The organism is Paenibacillus sp. FSL H8-0280 (assembly GCF_045040665.1).
GTDB lineage: Bacteria > Bacillota > Bacilli > Paenibacillales > Paenibacillaceae > Paenibacillus > Paenibacillus xylanexedens_A.
Window position 1 is genome coordinate 5,207,553 of the sequence record NZ_CP150296.1, and the last position, 19,731, is coordinate 5,227,283.

Consider the following 19,731-nt stretch of genomic DNA (forward strand, 5'->3'; position numbering starts at 1 on the left):
CTCACTCCCCTGGCCGTATTTCATCCAAACGATGAAGAATGTCTTCGACAGATACTTCCCCGTCCTGCAACTTGTCCAGCATATGGCTTAATGAGTCATTCCAATCTCCGTCCTGCTCTTCTGATGCGGATGTTATCGGTGCAGCTTGCAGGATATGTTGCTCATTGCCTGCAATGTAATTGCTGAGTTTGTCTACGGTTGTATATTCGAACAGATCTACCAGTTTGATCTTATTGGGGAAATGCCGATCCAATAACTCATGCATCTGGCCCAACATGATCGAATCTCCCCCTAATTCGAAGAAACTGTCATAAATATTGATTTCACTGAACCCTAGTACCGAACCGAAGATTTTGGCAATCAGATCCTCAGCATCGCTATATGCTCCTTCTCCTGTCCTGCCGTCCAGAGTAACTTCCGCATAACCGGTCTGGTTCTGAGTTTCAGGAAACACAGTTTTCTCATCAGTAGCCAGGGATCTCAGGTCATCCGATAGTCTCACAGCAACACTTGACATCATGCCAAGCAATTTGCTTTCACGATTGATCTCGCCGACGATTACCCGATTCAAGGTCATTCCCATCGCACGATCCAGCCATGCAATGCCCTGCTCCGTAGGAATGGCGGAGAATACGCCATCCACATTGATGCCGTAACGAACGCCCATCCCCGTATCTCTCCATGTGTTCCAATTCATAGTTAGTGTTCGTTTCCCGAGCTTGCTTCGATATGCAGCAAATGCATCCAGGTATGCATTGGCAGCAGCATAGTCCCCCTGGCCCGGAGCAGCAAACACCGAAGAGATCGTGGAGAAAAGCAGGAAGAAGTCAAGACTATCCTCAAGTGTGACCTGATCAAGCGCCCATGTTCCTTGGACTTTGGGACCAAACACCGCTGAGAACTGTTCCTCCGTCTTACGCATCAGCATGCCTTCACCAGGTACACCGGCACTGTGGACTACGCCACGAATGGGTCCGTAGTTTTGTCGAAGTTCATCAAATACCTCACGTAGCCTATCCAGATGCCCGATATCCACTTGATAAAATGAACATGAAGTTCCCTTCTTCTCCAGATCCATCACCCGGTTTATCGTCTCGCAAACTTCCCTGTCTCTGTTCTGATCAAGCCATTCAGTCCACTGGTCACGCGGCGGAAAAGGTGAACGGGCCAGCAAAGCAACATGTCCTGCTCCCTTGTCAGCCAAGTACTGGGCAACTTCCAGTCCAATGCCTTTTGTGCCGCCAGTAATCACGTATACACCGTCATTTTGAATTGCTGGCGAATGGCCGATCACCGTCGTATCGTTCAAAGTCTCGAACTGCTCCTCATAACGGGTACCTTCCCGGTAAGCAACAAGATACAAATCAGACTTTCGGCCGATCTCTTGTAACACATCTTCAGCAGAGACAACATCATCAACGTCCAGGAACTTGCAGGATATGCCCATCAATTCCTGACCTACAACTCGTCCCATTCCCATGAAAGGAGCTTGTTGTGGCTGAAGGACACGTTCATTACCTGTCACTTCGTTCACATAATCAGATACCAGCGTAAGGCTCAGCCCGCGTTCATAACCCACATGTGCCAGCGCCTGTGTAAGATACATCAGGCTGCGAGCCCCACGTTGCTGGGTCACCTCTAATTGTTCGATACTCTCAGGAAATACTGCTTGCTCAGTCGTTGACATATGGATAATATGTGTGAATTGATACTCGGATTGAAGATCTGTTAACAAGTCCTCATACGCCTGTTTATTTGAATCAACGCCATACCATCCATCGCCTGGAGTAGAATCCTTTTGAAGTCCAATCTCTACTCTTACAACCTTCCGACCCGCAGCTAGTAATCTCTCATAGATCGATGCCGAAAGAGCGGTTTTTCCTGTGAACAATAACACATCTCCAGATTCGGAGGACATCCATGATGTCCCATCGTTGGATGGCGTGTTAACCCAACGAATAACATGAAATGGTTGTTCCATACGTTCCACTTTTACCGGGGCGACTTCGGGTATGTCCAGCCAGTGTGTCTTACGCTCGAAAGCATACACCGGGAGCCGCACTTTACGAGGTGCCTGTCCGTCATTCCATAATAATGGTGGCAAATCTGCACCCGCCGAATACAACTCACTAATTTTGACCTGCATGGATCCGTCCCTGTACAGGCCGTCCCTCCACGCTAATGCCACTTCTTGAATTTCGGTGTTCAAACTTTCCTTCTGAACCAGAGTAAGATCATCCGGACGTCTAATCCCATCCGTACCTGATACCAATCGGTGTTCTCCATAACGATAGAAAATCTTGCCTGTTTCGCCCAGTTCAGACTCCCAAAAGTAGAGCCGGTTCAATTCATTCAAACGGGAAACAAGTTCCATTGTCGTATTCACTGCAAAAATTAATCGATGCGGATAATGACTGCGCCCAGCCTGGACTGTGTAACAAATATCCTGCAAATCCATTTGTAATAATTGCGGACCATATGCAACGTACCTCGTAACAAGTTGCTGCAAACTCTCACGTGATTTGGCCGAAAGCATGAACAACTGTGGCCCAACGTGAGGAACATGGTCAGGCAGTTCTTTATGGGTATAGTCCGCCGGTGGCTCTTCCAGCACAATATGGGCATTGGTTCCGCTCATGCCAAACGCACTGACGCCAGCTCGCCGCGGATGGCCTTCAACCTCCCACTTACGAGTAACGGTGTTGACATATATGGCAGAATCGTAAAACGGGATATTTTCATTGGGTCGATTAAAGTGAATCGTTGCAGGCAATTCCTTGTTTTTAAGTGCCAACGCAGTTTTGATCAACCCGACGATTCCCGCTGCTTCAAGCAGATGCCCCATATTGGCTTTGACAGATCCAATCGCACAGAAATTTCGTTTGTCGGTGAACATACGGAATGCATTCGTCAAACTGTTTACTTCAATCGGATCCCCTAAAGGTGTACCCGTCCCGTGGGCTTCCACATAACCAATGGTCGCAGGATCAATGCCAGCATCATCCCATGCCTTGCGAATCACGTCTTCCTGAGCTGCCGGATTTGGTGCTGTCATCCCGGCAGAACTGCCATCCTGATTGGATGCTGATCCCTTAATGACCGCATAGATTTGGTCGCCATCCTGTTTAGCTTTTTCGAGTGGTTTGAGCATGATTACACCGATGCCTTCGCCAAAACCCGTTCCTTCGGATTCCTCATCAAATGCACGCGTGATTCCATCCATAGATTCCATGCCTATTCCCATGCGTGTATTCGTGTGATGAATTGGCATGGTATGGATTTTAATCCCACCAGCTATGGCCATTTCACATTTGCCGCTACGAATCGATTGACATGCAGCATCTACAGCAACGAGGGAAGATGAACAGGCTGTGTCTACGATAATCGATGGCCCCTTCAAGTCCAGCATATAAGATACTCTTCCAGAGGTAACTGCTGCTGTGTTGCCCACCATAGCGCTGGATAGCAGAGTCGGATTGGTTTCATAAATAAGACGTGAATACATATCGCGAATATTCGGCGAGTATCCAACAAACACCCCGGTATAACTTCCACTAATGTCTTCTACACAACCGGCATCTTCAACTGCTTCCCAGCATGCCTGCAGGAAGAGACGCTGATGTGGGTCCATCAGGCTTGCTTCCTTGGGAGACAAACGGAAAAAGGTACTATCGAACTTATCAATCTCATCAATATAGGACCCTTCCACAAGAGCAACGCTGCCCTCAGGAAACTGTTTATATCGAATATAGCGATCAATGGCATCCTTTCGTTCTGCAGACAATGCGGTCCTGCAATCCAACCCGTTACGAATATTGTCCCAGAATTCATCAGTGTTGTTGGCGTTAGGCAGTTTGACAGAAATGCCAATAATGGCTATGTCCTGTTCCGTTCCTTTCATCGTTGCATGATGTGTCATGTTGTTGCTTCCCTGGCGTTTATCTACCAGAAAACGGGCCAGTTTATAAACTGTTGCGTGCTCAAACAAATCCGTAATCATAAGTGAACCTGGATCAAGCAGTTCCAATCTGGCATGCATCGTTTTTAACAAGAGGGAATCGGCTCCCAGTTCAAAGAAATTTTCATGGATGTTAATTTCATCGAAACCCAATACCTGTCTGCAGACATCAGCGACACGTCGTTCTGCTTCGGTGTAATCCTCTTTTTCTTTTCCCGTGAGGATCACCTGACCCGTGCCATGTTGTGAAAGTGATCGGGTAGAAGCCATATCTGCTATAGACCTGGTCGTAGACTTCATTCTCTTCAATCGTTCGAGCAAATGTGGAGCAACCCGAATCCCTGAACGTTCGAGTAAAGGAATGCCCCCACCATCTATGTTTAATTCCCCGATAATAACGCGGTCTACTTTTTGAGTAACAACGTCTGCGAGACTATGGATCGCCTGTTCAGGTAAAATGGCCTTAAATATAGTATCCGCCGTAAAACCCGAACGTGCTGCCATTCCCCGCTCCCTCCAGGTCACCCAGTTAATGGCGAGTGTGTGAAGTCCCTGCTTGGTTCGTTGTGCAGCGAACGTATCCAGGTAGGCATTGGCTGCGACGTAATCTCCCATAGTCAACGTGCTGAATGTTGTAGCGATAGAAGAACATAACAGCATAAAATCAGGCTGATCTTGTCGGGTAAGTTGATCAAGCAGCCATGTCCCCCTGATCTTGGGAGCCAACGTGCGCTTGACGTCATCTTCACTCTTCTGATCGGTAGACAGATCACTGCCCGTTCCTGCACAATGCACAATTCCACGTATAGAACCAAACGTTTGTCTAATAACATCCAACGTATGGGTGAGACGCATTTCATCGGATACATCTACGCTAAAATAAGTTACCATCGCTCCGAGACTTTCCATGGCATCTATTTCACGAATAATCTGCTGAACAGCCGTTTGGTCTTTCCCATTCTTACGAAGCATTGGCCATTGCTCTCTGTTGGGTAATTCAGTCCGTCCCAGTAGGACAATTCGTACCTTTGCCTGACCAGCCATCCATTTCCCAATCTCTGAACCTATCCCCCCTGCTCCACCCGTTATGATGTATACTCCATCTTCAACCAGTTGCCAGCCACTATTTTCCTGAGTCTCTGTGTTCCATTCATCCAGCTGTTCAACATAACGAATCCCATTCCGATAGGCAAAATTCTCGTTGGAGATGCCTGCGCCACTAACCAACTCCGGAATAGATTCAAGTGAACTATGTTCATCTCTGTCAATGCACTGACACCGGATATGCGGATATTCCTTTCCTATAACCTTAGCCCAGCCGATCAAGGCAGCGTGCTCAGGATACAGTTCCACTTCGTCCCCCGTCACTTGATAAGCAGTTGTCGTAGCAATTGATATGTCTACAGGGCCAGACACCGCTCTCTGCACAAGGGATTTGACCAGTCTGAACAGACTCAGAGGACCCTCTATTTCCGCCTGAGAAAGATCCGCCAGATTATGCACCTGCATTCTGGGCATTGAACTCAGTAGATGAATAATCCGGGTTATATCCTTGAAAGGCAGTGCACCAAGCAGGTGATCATAAACATCTTCTGAAGAAAGTTGCACTAGACCTGAGAGTCCTTCCATAACGGCAACATCTCCGTCAAATGTCACGGATACCAGCTTTCTTCCCAGATTCCGCAAGGTGGTTTCAAGCCTTTCGCCTTCAAGGTCTTTATCTTTTCGCAATATCAAGGTTATCCCATCATCAATTGGCTGCTTCGCCTCATCGGGTATGGATGGTTCCAAAGAATCCACGATCCAGCGTGTTCTATACATGCTCCGATACATGTCATCTGTCTGCCGTTGATCCATATCCGATTTCCAGTCCAGCCAGCATATGTTCGGTTCAAACTGGTATGACGGAAGTGGAATCCTGCGCACAGACTTTTCTCTGTACAGATCTTCCCAACTCACATCGGCTCCCTGAACATACAAATCACAAATGGCCTCCAACAGCACTTGTCTCGGATGAACATGAGGTTCAGAAAGCCATGCTTGGGCCTTCTGTCCAAGTAGTCTGACCTCCTGCTCCGTGATTTCCCCTGTACTTCGTGTGGACTCCCCTGCACCGGCTGTTATTATCCGATGTATGCCTGTGTGTACTCCGTTTATCTCGAGATCAGGACCACAATTTGCGTCTGATACAATCTTCAATTTTCTTTCCAAATCCTTGCGATCACTGTAAGTGATCGCAAGCCTTTGAGTGTAGTGCCCTCTTCCGGTATTAGCCGAGAATGATAGATCTGCCAGCGAAAGTTCAGGATTTGAAACGAGCAAGGCCTGATACGCTTGCACCAGCTTTGTTAAGCTGGCAGCACTTTTGGCAGAGATCGTTAAAATTTGCATATCCGGGGTCACTGCGGTATCTGCCCTGTGATAACGTGGCGGCTCTTCAACTACAATGTGACTATTGGTTCCACTTAGACCAAACGCGCTGACACCACATCTGCGTGGAGCCCCTTCGGCATGCCATATTCTAGGACGTGTGTTGAGATAGACTGGAGAATCTTCAAAGTTGATTTTTGAGTTTTGACGCTGAAAATGAAGTGTGGGTGGCATCATGCCTTCACGCATTCCCATAATGACCTTGAAAAGCGAAGCCATGCCAGCTACACAATCCAAGTGGCCCACATTTGTCTTCACTGAACCGATAGCACAGAATTGTTTCTTGTTCGTAAACTTTTGGAACGCTCTGCGAATGGCCTCAAACTCAATGGGATCTCCCATATCTGTCCCTGTACCATGTGTTTCAATATAATTTAGCGTCTCCGGGTTAATCCCCGCATTTTTCCATGCTTTCACCAGCAATTCTGTCTGTGAAGCGGTATTCGGCGCTGTGATGCCTACGGAAGTTCCATCCTGATTCACAGCACTCCCTTTAATGACTGCGTATATATGATCTCGATCCCTGAGTGCTTTGTTCAAAGGTTTGAGGATAATAGCGGCAGCGCCTTCACCCCACACCGTCCCATCCGAATCTGCATCGAACGCCTTCACTTTGCCATCTGGCGCTTCCACACCAAGCTTGTTCCCTTCATCTAGGGGAAACAAACGTATCTTTACGCCACCAGCGACAGCCAGATCACAATCCCCGTTTCGAATGGCCTGGGACGCGAGATGAATGGCTACGAGAGAAGATGAACATGCTGTATCAAGACAAAGGCTCGGCCCCTTCAGATCCAGCAAGTAAGAAATCCGGCTAGCCAGAATGGAGGCCAGATTACCTGGAACTGCACTGGGATCTGCCTGAGGTTCCAAGTCAGTGATTAATCTTTTGTAGTCATATACTTCATCGTTTCGAAACCCAACGTACACACCTGTGTTGCTTCCTTTAAGTTTCCCGCCCCCATATCCCGAATTCTCAATGGCATGCCAAGCCGTCTCAAGAAACAACCGCTGATTGGGGTCCATGAGAGAAGCTTCACGGGGAGACAGGTTGAAGAAACGATAATCGAATCGGTCAATATGATTCAAAAACCCAGCTTTGGTATACGCGACCGACTCTCCCCGTGTCTTCATATAATAATCTGTGAAAGATTGTCGTTCTGCGGGAAAATCGCTGATACTGTCCACACCGTTAACCAGATTGCTCCAATATGCCTCGAGTTCCTCTGCACCCGGGAATCTGCCGGACATTCCAATAATGGCAATGTCCTTAGTCGAAACACTTTCGATATCGACCGATTCTGCCCCGGATTCCAGGAGATCATCCAGTTTAATACTTCCCATTAATCCTTTTCTCATTTTGCTCTCCTTTACAGTCGGCTTGAGATCATTCGAGTATCGGGTTCAGTAGTTTAAAGTAGAGTTGCAAGAGTGACTCGACCTTGCTCTTCCGCCATTTCATTGAACGGAATCCACATACAAAGTGCAGGCTGTGCTCCTGATGAACCACTTGTAACGTTAAGTCGTACAGTTCAGACACCGGCACTCCCGAAGCAACTGCACCAGCGTTATAGAACAAAGGTAATGTTCCTGTACCGGGCTCCTGCAAGAGTGTACTAACATGCTTGGTGTGGAAGGTCTCTCTGCCATCTTGACCCTTGGATTGATGGATAAGCTGGAATAATTCATTAAATTGTTCCAACGAGCCGAAATCCAGATCAAATACTTGAATATAGTCGGACTGCCCAATGGCTGCATGCACACTTATCCGATCACTGTTGGAGGTCTGTGCGAGAAGGTACGCAAAGCCGGCAAATAAAATATCATCTACCTCCACGTCCCACCTGCTGGCAGCATTCACCACACGATCATAGAGTTCTGCTGATAAGGCAAACTGCAACTCTTCTGTTTCGTTTGATGTTGAATCTCCTTCCACGAAATAATCCATGGACAAGGGAATGTGGGAGCGGGATACATGGGTTACATCCATCTCGTCCAACTGATTCTCGATAAATGCGGTAATATCCGAAATAGTTGGCAAATTAAACATGTCGGTTATTTTCACAATTCCTGGATATTGGTCATCAAGTCTGGCATGTGCTTTGATCATCAGTACAGAATCGCCGCCGATCTCAAAGAAATGCTGATTCACACCAATGTGAGCATTGCCAAGTACTTCGCTCCATATCTGTACCAATTGTTTTTCAATATCATTGACGGGAGCCTTGTACTGGACCTGAGCTGTGTGTAGAGCTGTTGGTTCAGGTAATGCATTACGATTGATTTTTCCATTTGCTGTTAGAGGGATGGCTTCCAACCGGATAAAGAATGAAGGCACCATGTACTCTGGCAATCTGGATATCAGAAACTCTCGCAATTCAGCAATGGAAACTTCTTGATCAGAGACATAATAGGCACACAGATATTTTTTCTTTTGCTCGCTCTGCCTGTCCATTACATACACACGCTTCAAGGCGTGGTGCTGAATGAAGATGGCTTCAATTTCACCGAGTTCCACGCGATGCCCCCTGATTTTGATCTGGTTGTCCTTTCTGCCCAAAAATTCAATGTATCCCTCTTTGCGCATGACGCCATGGTCTCCCGTTCTATACAATCGACCAAGGAGCGGATGCTGAATGAATGCTTTCTCCGTTTTATCCAAGTCATTCACATATTGATTTGCAAGACCTAATCCGCCGATAAACATCTCACCTGGAACATCAACCGGACATGGACGCAGTTTATAATCAAGCACATGGAATGTTTGATTCGCCAACGGATACCCGTAAGGGATACTGTTCCACGCATCAGATATTGAATTAATAGGGTAATAAATGGACCAAATACTAGCCTCTGTTGCACCACCGAGACTCACAATGCTTGCATCAGGACACAGATTTCTGACTTTGCCCGGTAACGATAGAGGTATCCAGTCACCGCTGAGCAGTATAAGACGAAGACTGCTTTGATGGTTACCCTCGTTTGTGATGTTTACTGCTCTTTCTATATCAGAACTTTGGATATTTAACTTAGCCAGCGGAGCGGTCTGTGCACCCAGGACTGCTACGGAACGTTCCGATAATAGGGATCGGTCAGCAGCCATTGGGTTTTCGCCATAGGTTACCGATACGCTTGGACTTTGTCTGATATAATTTCTGCTGCTCCATTCTTCCGGAGAAGCCATTTCATCGTCTGGCTTCAATCCTGCTTCCACCGTGTGAAGCCAGATCTGATTTTCATTTAAATTGAATAACGGTTTTACTTTCTCAAAAGGCATATCTCCGATCGAACACATCCCAATGCCCAACATCTCTCCAACACTGTTTAGTGTGGATACCATAATTCCGGTATCGATAAGGGAGTATAAATAACCTTGCGCGCCATATTTCGGCATGGTTGCTTCCGCGTTGTAAATGAAGAAAACAGTAAACGCTGAAGACTGATAAATGGACCTGTTCGTGTAATAGTGCATTTCATCAGTGAATGACTGATTCCCATGAATAAGGCGTACCGTGTAATCCACTGGACTAAAGTAGTACAAGCCCGCCTCCATTCCCGCAACTCTTCCTTCCTTCACATACACAAACACATCTATCGGGTATAGTCCTCCCGCAGAAGGATAGTAATAACGAATTTCCTGTCCTTGATCATACTGAGCGAGTACTCCCATCAGATCAGAGAACTGTTTCATGGTGACAGGCTGATCCTCCTTAAAGGAACGATGAGAACGTCGGTTGGAGATGAAATCAGGATATTCAACACCACGCTCCAGTGAGACCTCAAGTGTGGTGTTCTCACCGAAATTACGATGCAACTGTATTTTTTTAAATTCCTCGTATGCCTGTGCATCGTATGCCACCTTTTCGTCATACGGATTGCGGAATAACTGCGTCTGCTTCTTAAAGATTTCCGCTGGCTCCATAAGTCCGCTGACCAAAGCACGTTTACGAATGAGCAGTTCCATAAGGGAATTCACTTCACTAACAGGTACATTCGGGAAGAAAGAAGCAATCTCGGATTGCCGGATCCCCTTTTGTGCCAGGAAATACAATTCGGGGAACATACCTGTTGCATATGCAGGGCATTTGAACTCATCCACGTAGATATGCTTTCCATCCATTCGCCACAGCGTGGAGAATGACCAATGGTACACCGATTCTACTGACTCTTTCTCCACAGCCAGTTGGGTTGACGCCTGAATCTCTTCATCACTTGCCCAGCGGTAGCTTCGTCCAGCATCGGATTCCAGTCGATCCATGAACATATCCATAATCGCTGGAACCGAATTCCAGATTGTAACCTGATGGCGATCAACGGCCTCTTTCATCATTCGGATATCTCTTTGGTCGGATACAATTACGAGAGCTGCACCCGAGGAAAGTGCACCGAACACGTCATATACGGATAAATCGAAACACATGGAAGATACGCCAAGCATGCGATCCTTCTCATGAACACCGAACTTTCTGTTCATATCCTGAATCGTATTCGTTACAGCCCCATGAGTAATGGCAACACCCTTCGGTCTACCCGTACTTCCCGAGGTATAGATTACATATGCAATATCATCAGGTGTTCCAGATGGCTCACCTTCGAGTAGAGGATAACCAGAAGCCGAGACCTGATCATAGGCGTCCACGTCCAATACAATTTGACAATCACTATTTTTAAGCATGTAAGCTTGCCGATCTTCAGGATAATCCGGATCAAGTGGTACATATGCCGCACCAGTGCGAAGTATAGCCATTACATTTACAATGGTCTCCATACGGCGCCTTGCTACAACGCCAACTCGATCCCCTCGCCCGATCTCCTGTTCAAGTAAATATCCTGCCAGTTGACCAGATCTTCGGTCGAGCTCCGAATACGTCATCCGTTCATCCTCAAACAACAATGCGTCCTGATCTGGATAATGTTTAGCCATGCGGCTAAACAAATGTTGCAATGTTGTTGGCATGATATTTTCTTCTGATTGGTTATACCTTTCCAAAATGCTGCGATCGACTGAAGGAATGTCAGGCCCCGTAATCGTTTCTCCTACAATTAGGCCATCCAGCAGTGCAATATATTGCGCAAACATCGTTTCGATCACCTGTTGATCAAACAAGTCATCCACGTAATCCCAGGTTAGCGTTAGCTGCCCTCCCGCATCCGAGGCCTGATGATCCAGATATACCTGCGATGTTTGGCTGACCCCAGTTCGAACCTTTCCAATCAGTCCCTGAGTTGCTTCAGATGTCTCACGTTCATTAAAGATCATACTTGTGAAGACAATTGGCATTACGGTCTTGTTCCCCATTTGATGATGCTTGGAGAGATCACGTATGAATTCGATTCCTTCATAATGCCTGTGCTCCAGCGCCTCCAGTATACTGTCCTGAACATGACGCACATGCCCCATAAAATCATGCCCCGAAGCCATGTCCACATCTATTAAAATCATGGAAGTAAAGTCCCCAATGATATCCTGTATGCTTGGGTGGAATGGATAACGATTGAAGACTGTCAGGTTCAGTGCAATCTTCTGTTGATTGCTCCAGTACGATAAGATCTGGGCATAGGCTGCACAGAGAAGCGCTGAAGGTGTTAGCCCGTGTCCATTAGCAACCTTTTTCAATATCTCCCAACGCTGTGGTTCAAACACTTCATTAAGTCGCTTGAATTTTGGTTCGCTGATCTGTGCAGGATCTGTTTTCAATGGGAGTGCAGGTGCTGCTGGGAACTCCTCTACTCGGGCAAGCCAGTATTGTTTGTCAGCCAGGTACGTATTCGATTTACGGAATTCATTGTAAGCAAGAATATAATCGCGGAATGTAAATGGATTAGGCTCCGGATTAATCTCGGGATGATGATAGAATTTCAATAGATCATTATTGAAGATCTGTATGCTTGCCCCATCAGCAATGAGGAGATCATATCCAAACAATAGCAAATGTGTATCCTTAGATATTTTTTTCGCACGTATTTCAAATAATGGCCATTGCTCCAATTCAAAAATATGATGAGACATGCGTTCTCTTTCGGCTATGATCACCCGTTCCATCTCGTCAGGACTCAAACCACTGATATCTTCAATATCCATCCGGTATACCGGTACATGTGGCAGGATTCTTTGCTCTCCGGTAGGCAGGATAATTGCCCGCAACATAGGATGATGTTCAATCAGCTTGATTAGTGCTTCATTGAAGCGCGTCATCTCCAGTTGAGTTTCGAATTCGAGGTACCCGTGTGTCGAAGTGCCCCCCATTTCAAAAGCCTGACTTCTTCCTGCGACATAAGCCATCTGTACCTCGGTCAGCGGGAATGGTCGTCCTTCAGGATCAGGGCATGGATCATGCTGCGGATAATGAATTGTTCCCACTGACTCTTCATTTTCCACAGAGCTCTCAAGCAGAGCCGCCAGTTCATAAATATCTCTCAGGGCCATAAATTCCTTGAAGCTGAGACGCTGATTGAATTCCTGCCCAATTCGATTTACCAGCTGCACCATTAGAATTGAATTGATCCCCATCTGGAAAAAGCTGTCGTGAGTTCCTATTCCATTCATACCAAATACCGATTCACAGAGTTCAATCAGCTTTTGCTCCGTTTGGCTTTCTGTTCCTGCAAGTGCACTGGACTGTTGTCCAAAAGTTGGTTCCGGTAACGCTTTCCGATCAATCTTTCCATTGGGTGTAAGTGGAAATTCAGACAACTGGATTAAATGCTGAGGAACCATGTAATCCGGAAGTGCTTTTGCCAAAAGACGCTTCATCTCCAATTCGTCATAGCTGCGCTCCGCTGAGTAATAGGCCACCAGTACCTTTGTTCCTTGCATGTCCACTTTATCTATAACGACAGCCTGCTTCACGCTAGGAATTGTAGATAGTCGGCTTTCAATTTCTCCAAGTTCAACCCGATAACCCCTGATTTTCACTTGGGAATCCCGTCTGCCAAGGAATTCAATGTACCCTTCTCTTCGCAAGACTCCAAAATCACCTGTGCGGTATAAACGTCCCAATTCCGGATGATTAAAAAATGCATTGTCGGTCCTCACCGGATCATTAAAGTATCCTTGAGCCAATCCTACTCCACCGATACAGAGCTCACCAATGACATCGACTGGACTCAGGCAACCCGTGTAGTCAAGCGTATAGAATGTCTGATTCGCAAGTGGTCTTCCATAAGGAATGCTCCTCCAATCCGACTTGACAGTATCAATGGGATAATAGATAGACCAAATGGATGCCTCTGTCGCACCTCCCAAGCTGATAACCTGTGCCGAAGGAAAACGCCCATGTACTTGCTCTGGCAATTTCTTTGGTATCCAGTCTCCACTGAGCAGGATGAGCCTTAATTGTTCATTGGTTTGATCGGTTACGTAATCTGCCATCAGTTGCATAATGGCTGGAACTGAATTCCAGATGGTTACTTTATGCTGTTGTATCGCGTCGTACATGTCATGAATATCACGCTGATCAGCAATGATCACAAGTGCTGCACCCGTCGCAAGTGCACCGAAAATATCATAGACTGACAGATCAAAGCACATTGAAGATATACCAAGCATCCGATCTTGATCCGTCACTTCAAACTTCATATTGATATCCCGAATGGTATTCATTGCCGGGCCATGGGCAGTAGCTACCCCTTTTGGAGTTCCCGTGCTGCCAGACGTATAAATAATGTAGGCAAGATCGTCAGGTGCTGCGTTATTTTCCAGTGGCTCCACCGGCAATTCAGCCAGTCCCTCAAACGTATAAAGTTCGGGTAATAACAGCATTTTGCAGTTACTATTTTGTAAAATGTATTGCTGACGATCTTCAGGATAATCGGGATCAACAGGCACGTATACCGCTCCTGCTTTGAGAATACCGATGGTATTCACAATTGTCTCCATACCACGTTTGGCTAACAACCCCACTCTGTCTCCCCGTGTTATTCCTTGTTGCGCCAAGTAATGAGCGAGCTGATTGGAACGTTCATCCAGCTGTTGATAAGTCAATTGCTGATTACCGTAAATCAATGCTGTCTGATAAGGAGTCTTGGTCGCCTGCTCCATAAAAGACCCATGCAGTGTAGATATAGGAAATGATTGTGCTGTTGCATTAAATGCATTCCAGATGGCCTTATCCTGTTCAGGCAAACCTGGTAAAAACTCGATATCCTCTTGCTCACACAGATGAGTAATCATCGCTGTATAATCATCGAACATGGCGGAAAGTGTATCGTAATGAAAAAGATCCTGAATATAGTCCCAGTTAATGGTCAGTCTCCCGTCAGTCTCCATTACCTGATTATCAAGGTAGACTTGGGAGGTCTGACTGATACCCATTTTCAGATCTCCGATATGCTGCCAGCTTCCGATGGCATCCACAAATAATGTGCTGGTATATACAATCGGCATAATGGCGGAAGTACCCGCTTCTCGATGACGGGCCAGTTCTCGAATGAACTCCACGCCGTCATAATGTCGATGTTCCAACATATTGAGCATGCCACTCTGCACGTCTCTTGCTTGTTCCCAAAAAGGCTTGTTTTTTTGTTCGTTAATTTCGAGCAACATGATGGATGTAAAATCACCGATAATTTGATTGGTTTCTTCATGAAATGGGAAACGGTTGAACGCCGCCAGATTGATGGCAAGTCGATCCTGATTGCTCCAACGGGCCAAAACTCGAGCAAAGGCAGTACATAGAAGCGCGGAAGGTGTTACATTTTTTTGCTGCGCCTTATGCTTTAATTGCTCCCACGGATCTTGTTCCAATATCCAGCTTAGCCGTGAAAATTGTGGTTTCTTGATATGTCTGGGCTCCTGCTTCAGCGGAAGTGCTGGAGCGGAAGGGAATGTGTCCAGCTGATCCATCCAGTACTTCTTGTCACGTGCGTACATCTCACCTTTTTTCAGTTGTCCGTATGCCATCATATAATCCTTGAACGAAAACTTGAGTGCAGGAAGTTCCTTTTCCGGATCACGGCAATAATGCACCAGGTCCTCTCCAAGGATCTGGATACTCGCACTATCACAGATCAGCAGATCATAACCGAATAACAGGTAATGCCGTGTATCATCTATTTTAAAAGCTTTGAATTCAAACAGCGGCCATTGGCTCGGCTCAAACACATGATGGGACATTCGATCCCGTTCCACCTCAATGTGTTTCCACTTTTCCTGCTCATTCAGATGGCACACATCAACGATTTCCAGTTGATAGTCTGGTACCTGTGGCAATATTCGTTGTATGCCCTCCGGCAATATGACCGCTCGCAGCATTGGATGACGCTGAATCACTTTTTGCAATGCAGTCCGGAAATGCGTCATGTTCAATTTGGTTTCCAATTCCAGATAATAGTGAGTCGATGTTCCCCCCATTTCAAACCGCTCGTCTCGACCTAACAGATAAGCCATCTGTACTTCTGTCAAAGGGAAGTCCTCATACTGGGTCGCCGGTTCCGGCTCTTGCTGGGGATACTCGGATATCGCTCCAGTTTCCTTGAGTGCACCAATCAGATGAATTGCAAGCTTTGCCAGATTCATACCTTCAAAGAACGTGTGGTAGTTTAGGTGAACATGGTAGCGTACCCGTATTTCAGTAATAATGCGCATCATTGATATTGAATCAACGCCGAGTTCAAATAAGTTGTCGTATACATCTAACCCGGTAAACCCGAGAACGTGTCCAACCAGTTGGGCAAGTTCCTTCTCCGTAGTTGTATATATACCGTTATCTCGTCCGTGCAGTTCAACCTTTTGTTCATATTCAGTTATCGTCAGCTGGTTGTTATGATAATTCAAATGATTACGTTCCTGTTGAATTCGAGCTGTCATGGCTTCCGAAAATTGGATAACCCTTGACGACTCTAACAACGGTAGGAGTTCACTCGCATAATTGGGCTCACCGATCAACACTCGGCGTATACGACGGCTCAATACCATGTCAAAAGCACTGATCGCTTGATGAGTTGCTAATGTCTTGAATGCTGTATCCACATTCAGACCAAATCTGGCAGCCATCCCGGTTTCCTTCCAGGCAGGCCAGTTAATGGTTAGCGTTCGGCCCGACCCATTTGCACGGTAAGACGCAAAGCTATCCAGAAAACAGTTTGCAGCAACATAATCGCTCTGCCCCGGTTCTCCTAACATGGATATGCCAGAAGAAAACATAACGAAGAAATCGAGTGGTTCCTGCGCTGTTACTTGATTCAGAACCCAGGTTCCCTGAACCTTCGGTCTCAGAACCTCTTGGAATGCAGTCTCTTCCTTACGGATAATCAAGCCATCATTGGCAACACCAGCGCTATTAATTACCCCATAGATTTGCCCATATTTTGTTCTCAACCTCTGCACAACCTGAGTCATCTGCTTCAGATCGGAGATGTCTGCACTGATTAATTCAACACTTGATCCTCCGGCTTCAAGCTCCATAATGGTTTTCATTCGTTCAATCATTTCCATGGATATTATCTTTGGATCTTCTTCTTGAATAAGCTTGTCCCACACAGTGCGATCAGGCATCACCGTACGACTGATTAGTGCCAGACGAATGCAGCGTTCATCAGCCAGATGCTTCGCGAACTGCAAGCCAATTCCGCCTGTTCCACCAGCAATAAGATATAAACCGTTCTCACGAATAGTCACTTCCTCATGACTGGCTTCCAGAATGTTGGCAATATCCAATTCTTCAACGTATGACTGATTATGGCGATACGCCACTTGGAAACGGTCATGGGAGCTATTCAATTCTGCATAGATCGTATCCGCATCGGTATCTGAATCCACATCAATGAATCGGCAGGATATTTCCGGATACTCCTGTTCAATGACTTTTGCGAATCCGTTAAGCGTTGCATTTTCCGGTCGTACCTGACTTTCATAACCCGTAACTGCATTCGCTAGAGAGGATATGAATTGAAGCTGAAGTCCCTCTGTCATATGATGATGTAGAATCGCACGGGTCAAGTAGAATGCACTCTGAATTCCACGGTCCTGGCTTAACTTCAATTGTTCCTCGCTTTGTAAATAATCATCTGAATCATTCTCTGCCAGAGTAAACCCGTGAATAATACGGATTAGCCCCCGACCCTTCATATCATCCAATAACTGAATGTAATCACTTTCATCACCACGAATCACATAGTGCGAATCATCATACTTCTCGTAACGATCCCCCCAGGCTACCTGAATGACTCGTGCTTCGGGCTCACGCTCCAATTGGACCGTCAAGGCAGCACTGACTTGATCGTTTCCGCGGAAGAGAAGTACGGTGCCTTTCATTTTTGTGACGACAGAATCGCGAGATACGGGCGTGTATCGTTGCCATACAGCTTGATAAAACATGCCCTCTGCCTGTACCTTTTCCAATCTTCTGTTCCGTTTTGGAATGTCGATCCAACATCTGTGCGTCTGGAATGCGTAAGATGGCAAACTGACCTTGAATACACTCTGGTTCGCATAAAGCGCTTCCCAGTCAGCATCGCCCCCAGAGACATAGAATGAAGCAGCCTGATGTAACGCATTGATGTCTTGCTGCCCACTGTTCATGAATTCTCCAAGAGCTTGTCCCAGCGATACGCTCATCTCATGCCTGGATGTGAGCGACATTCTGAATTCCTGATCCGCTGCCTCCTCATCTTGAACCAGCTTGTGAAAGCCTGTATAGATGTGCGAACCATGTGAAGTACCAAATAGCTGTTTTGAACGCTCCAACTGGGTAAGTTTCTGATGCAAATCGATGTTGCTGTTCATTATGATTGCTACCCGATATGGAAACTTCCCTCTTCCCGTGTTGGCGGTATAACATATATCTTGTAATGTTGGCAGTTCATTTTTTTCAAGAAAATAGATATACTTACTGATCATCTGACGTAGCGATTCCTCAGACTTGGCGGACAACGTCAGAATGGATGGACCTGTTACAGAAGTGTTCGCTTGATGCGCTGCAGTTGCCCGATCAGGTGCTTCCTCAAGCACGAGATGACAGTTGGTTCCCCCAATGCCAAAAGAGCTGATACCACACCGTCTTGGAGTTGTTCCATCCGTGGTCCACTCTCGCAGTGTAGTATTCACGTAAACGGGTGATCCACTGAAGTCAATCGCTCTATTTGGCTTTTCAAAGTTCAAGGTTGGAGGGAGTTTTTTATTTTTCAACGCCAGAATTGCCTTAATTAAGCCAGCAGTTCCAGCTGCTTCGTACAGATGACCGATATTGGTTTTAACCGAACCGATCGCACAAAATTGTTTCTTGGAAGTATATTTCTTAAACGCGTTCTGAATTCCCTTAATCTCGATGGGATCTCCCAATTCTGTCCCCGTACCATGCGGTTCGAAGTACGATATCGTTTCGGGATCAATGTTACCGTCCTCCCACGCTTTTACAATCAACTCAGCCTGAGTGGACGGATTTGGTACAGTCAATCCGCCAGAACTTCCATCCTGATTGACGGCCAAACCTTTAATTACCGCGTAGATCTGATCACCATCACGCATTGCAGCGTCTAATGGTTTCAGCAACAAAGCAGTGACCCCTTCACCCATTCCCGCCCCATTTGCAGAATCATCAAATGTTTTGGTCCGGTAGTCTGGAGATTCCATCCCGATCTTCTCATTCTGATTCTCGCGTGTCATGAGATGCAGTTTCACACCGCCCGCGATTGCCATATCACATTCCTTGTTCCGGATAGCCTGGCATGCCATGGCGACAGCTACGAGCGAAGAGGAACACGCTGTATCAACAACAATACTGGGTCCCTTCAGATTCAGAAGATACGAGATTCGATTGGATAATATGGAAGCCAAATTCCCAACGATGGACAGTGCACTTGTCTGCATCGTTTCGGTAATATATCGCATATACATATCTTTGATATTGTTGGAAAAGCCTACATAGACACCTGTATTGGTGCCCGATAATTTATCGTTACCGTATCCTGCATCCTCCATGGCATCCCAAGCCGTCTCCATAAACAAACGCTGATTAACATCCGTTAAACTGGCTTCTTTGGGAGGCAAACGAAAGAATTCATGGTCGAATTGGTCAATATTGTCCAGGTACGCCGCCTCGTAATATTGAATATCTCCCTCAGGTATATCCATATAAGAGAGAATAGCGTCCATATCCGATTTTCGTGTCTTGGGAATGGGACGTATGCAATCTACACCACTCTGGATATTATCCCAGTAGTCATCCAGTGTTTCCATATTGGGCAACTTGGCTGAAATACCGATAATGGCGATATCCTTAACGGGTTTCTTTTCCCCTTCTTTTAGCATTTTCACGATCTGAGCCGCCGTTGTTTTGTTCATCTTCTGGTCCTTGACACTCTCTACCAGGAGCTTCAGAATTTTCTCCACGCTTCACGTCCCC

At 46.3% G+C, this 19,731-nt stretch carries 2 protein-coding genes; both read right to left on the bottom strand.

All coding sequences use genetic code 11. The features are described from left to right. Window position 1 precedes the first annotated feature (1 nt). On the bottom strand, window positions 2-7,747 hold the full coding sequence (locus tag MHI12_RS22730; protein WP_405170417.1) for an SDR family NAD(P)-dependent oxidoreductase: 7,746 nt from the start codon (window positions 7,745-7,747) through the stop codon (window positions 2-4). Between the two features lie 28 nt (window positions 7,748-7,775). Beyond that, window positions 7,776-19,718 (bottom strand): amino acid adenylation domain-containing protein, encoded by an 11,943-nt coding sequence (locus MHI12_RS22735; protein ID WP_405170418.1) that lies wholly within the window; start codon window positions 19,716-19,718, stop codon window positions 7,776-7,778. Window positions 19,719-19,731 lie beyond the last annotated feature (13 nt).

Excerpts from the sequence above, each read along its gene's own strand:
- MHI12_RS22730 (WP_405170417.1), bottom strand. The coding sequence starts at position 7,747 with ATGAGAAAAGGATTAATGGGAAGTATTAAACTGGATGATCTCCTGGAA.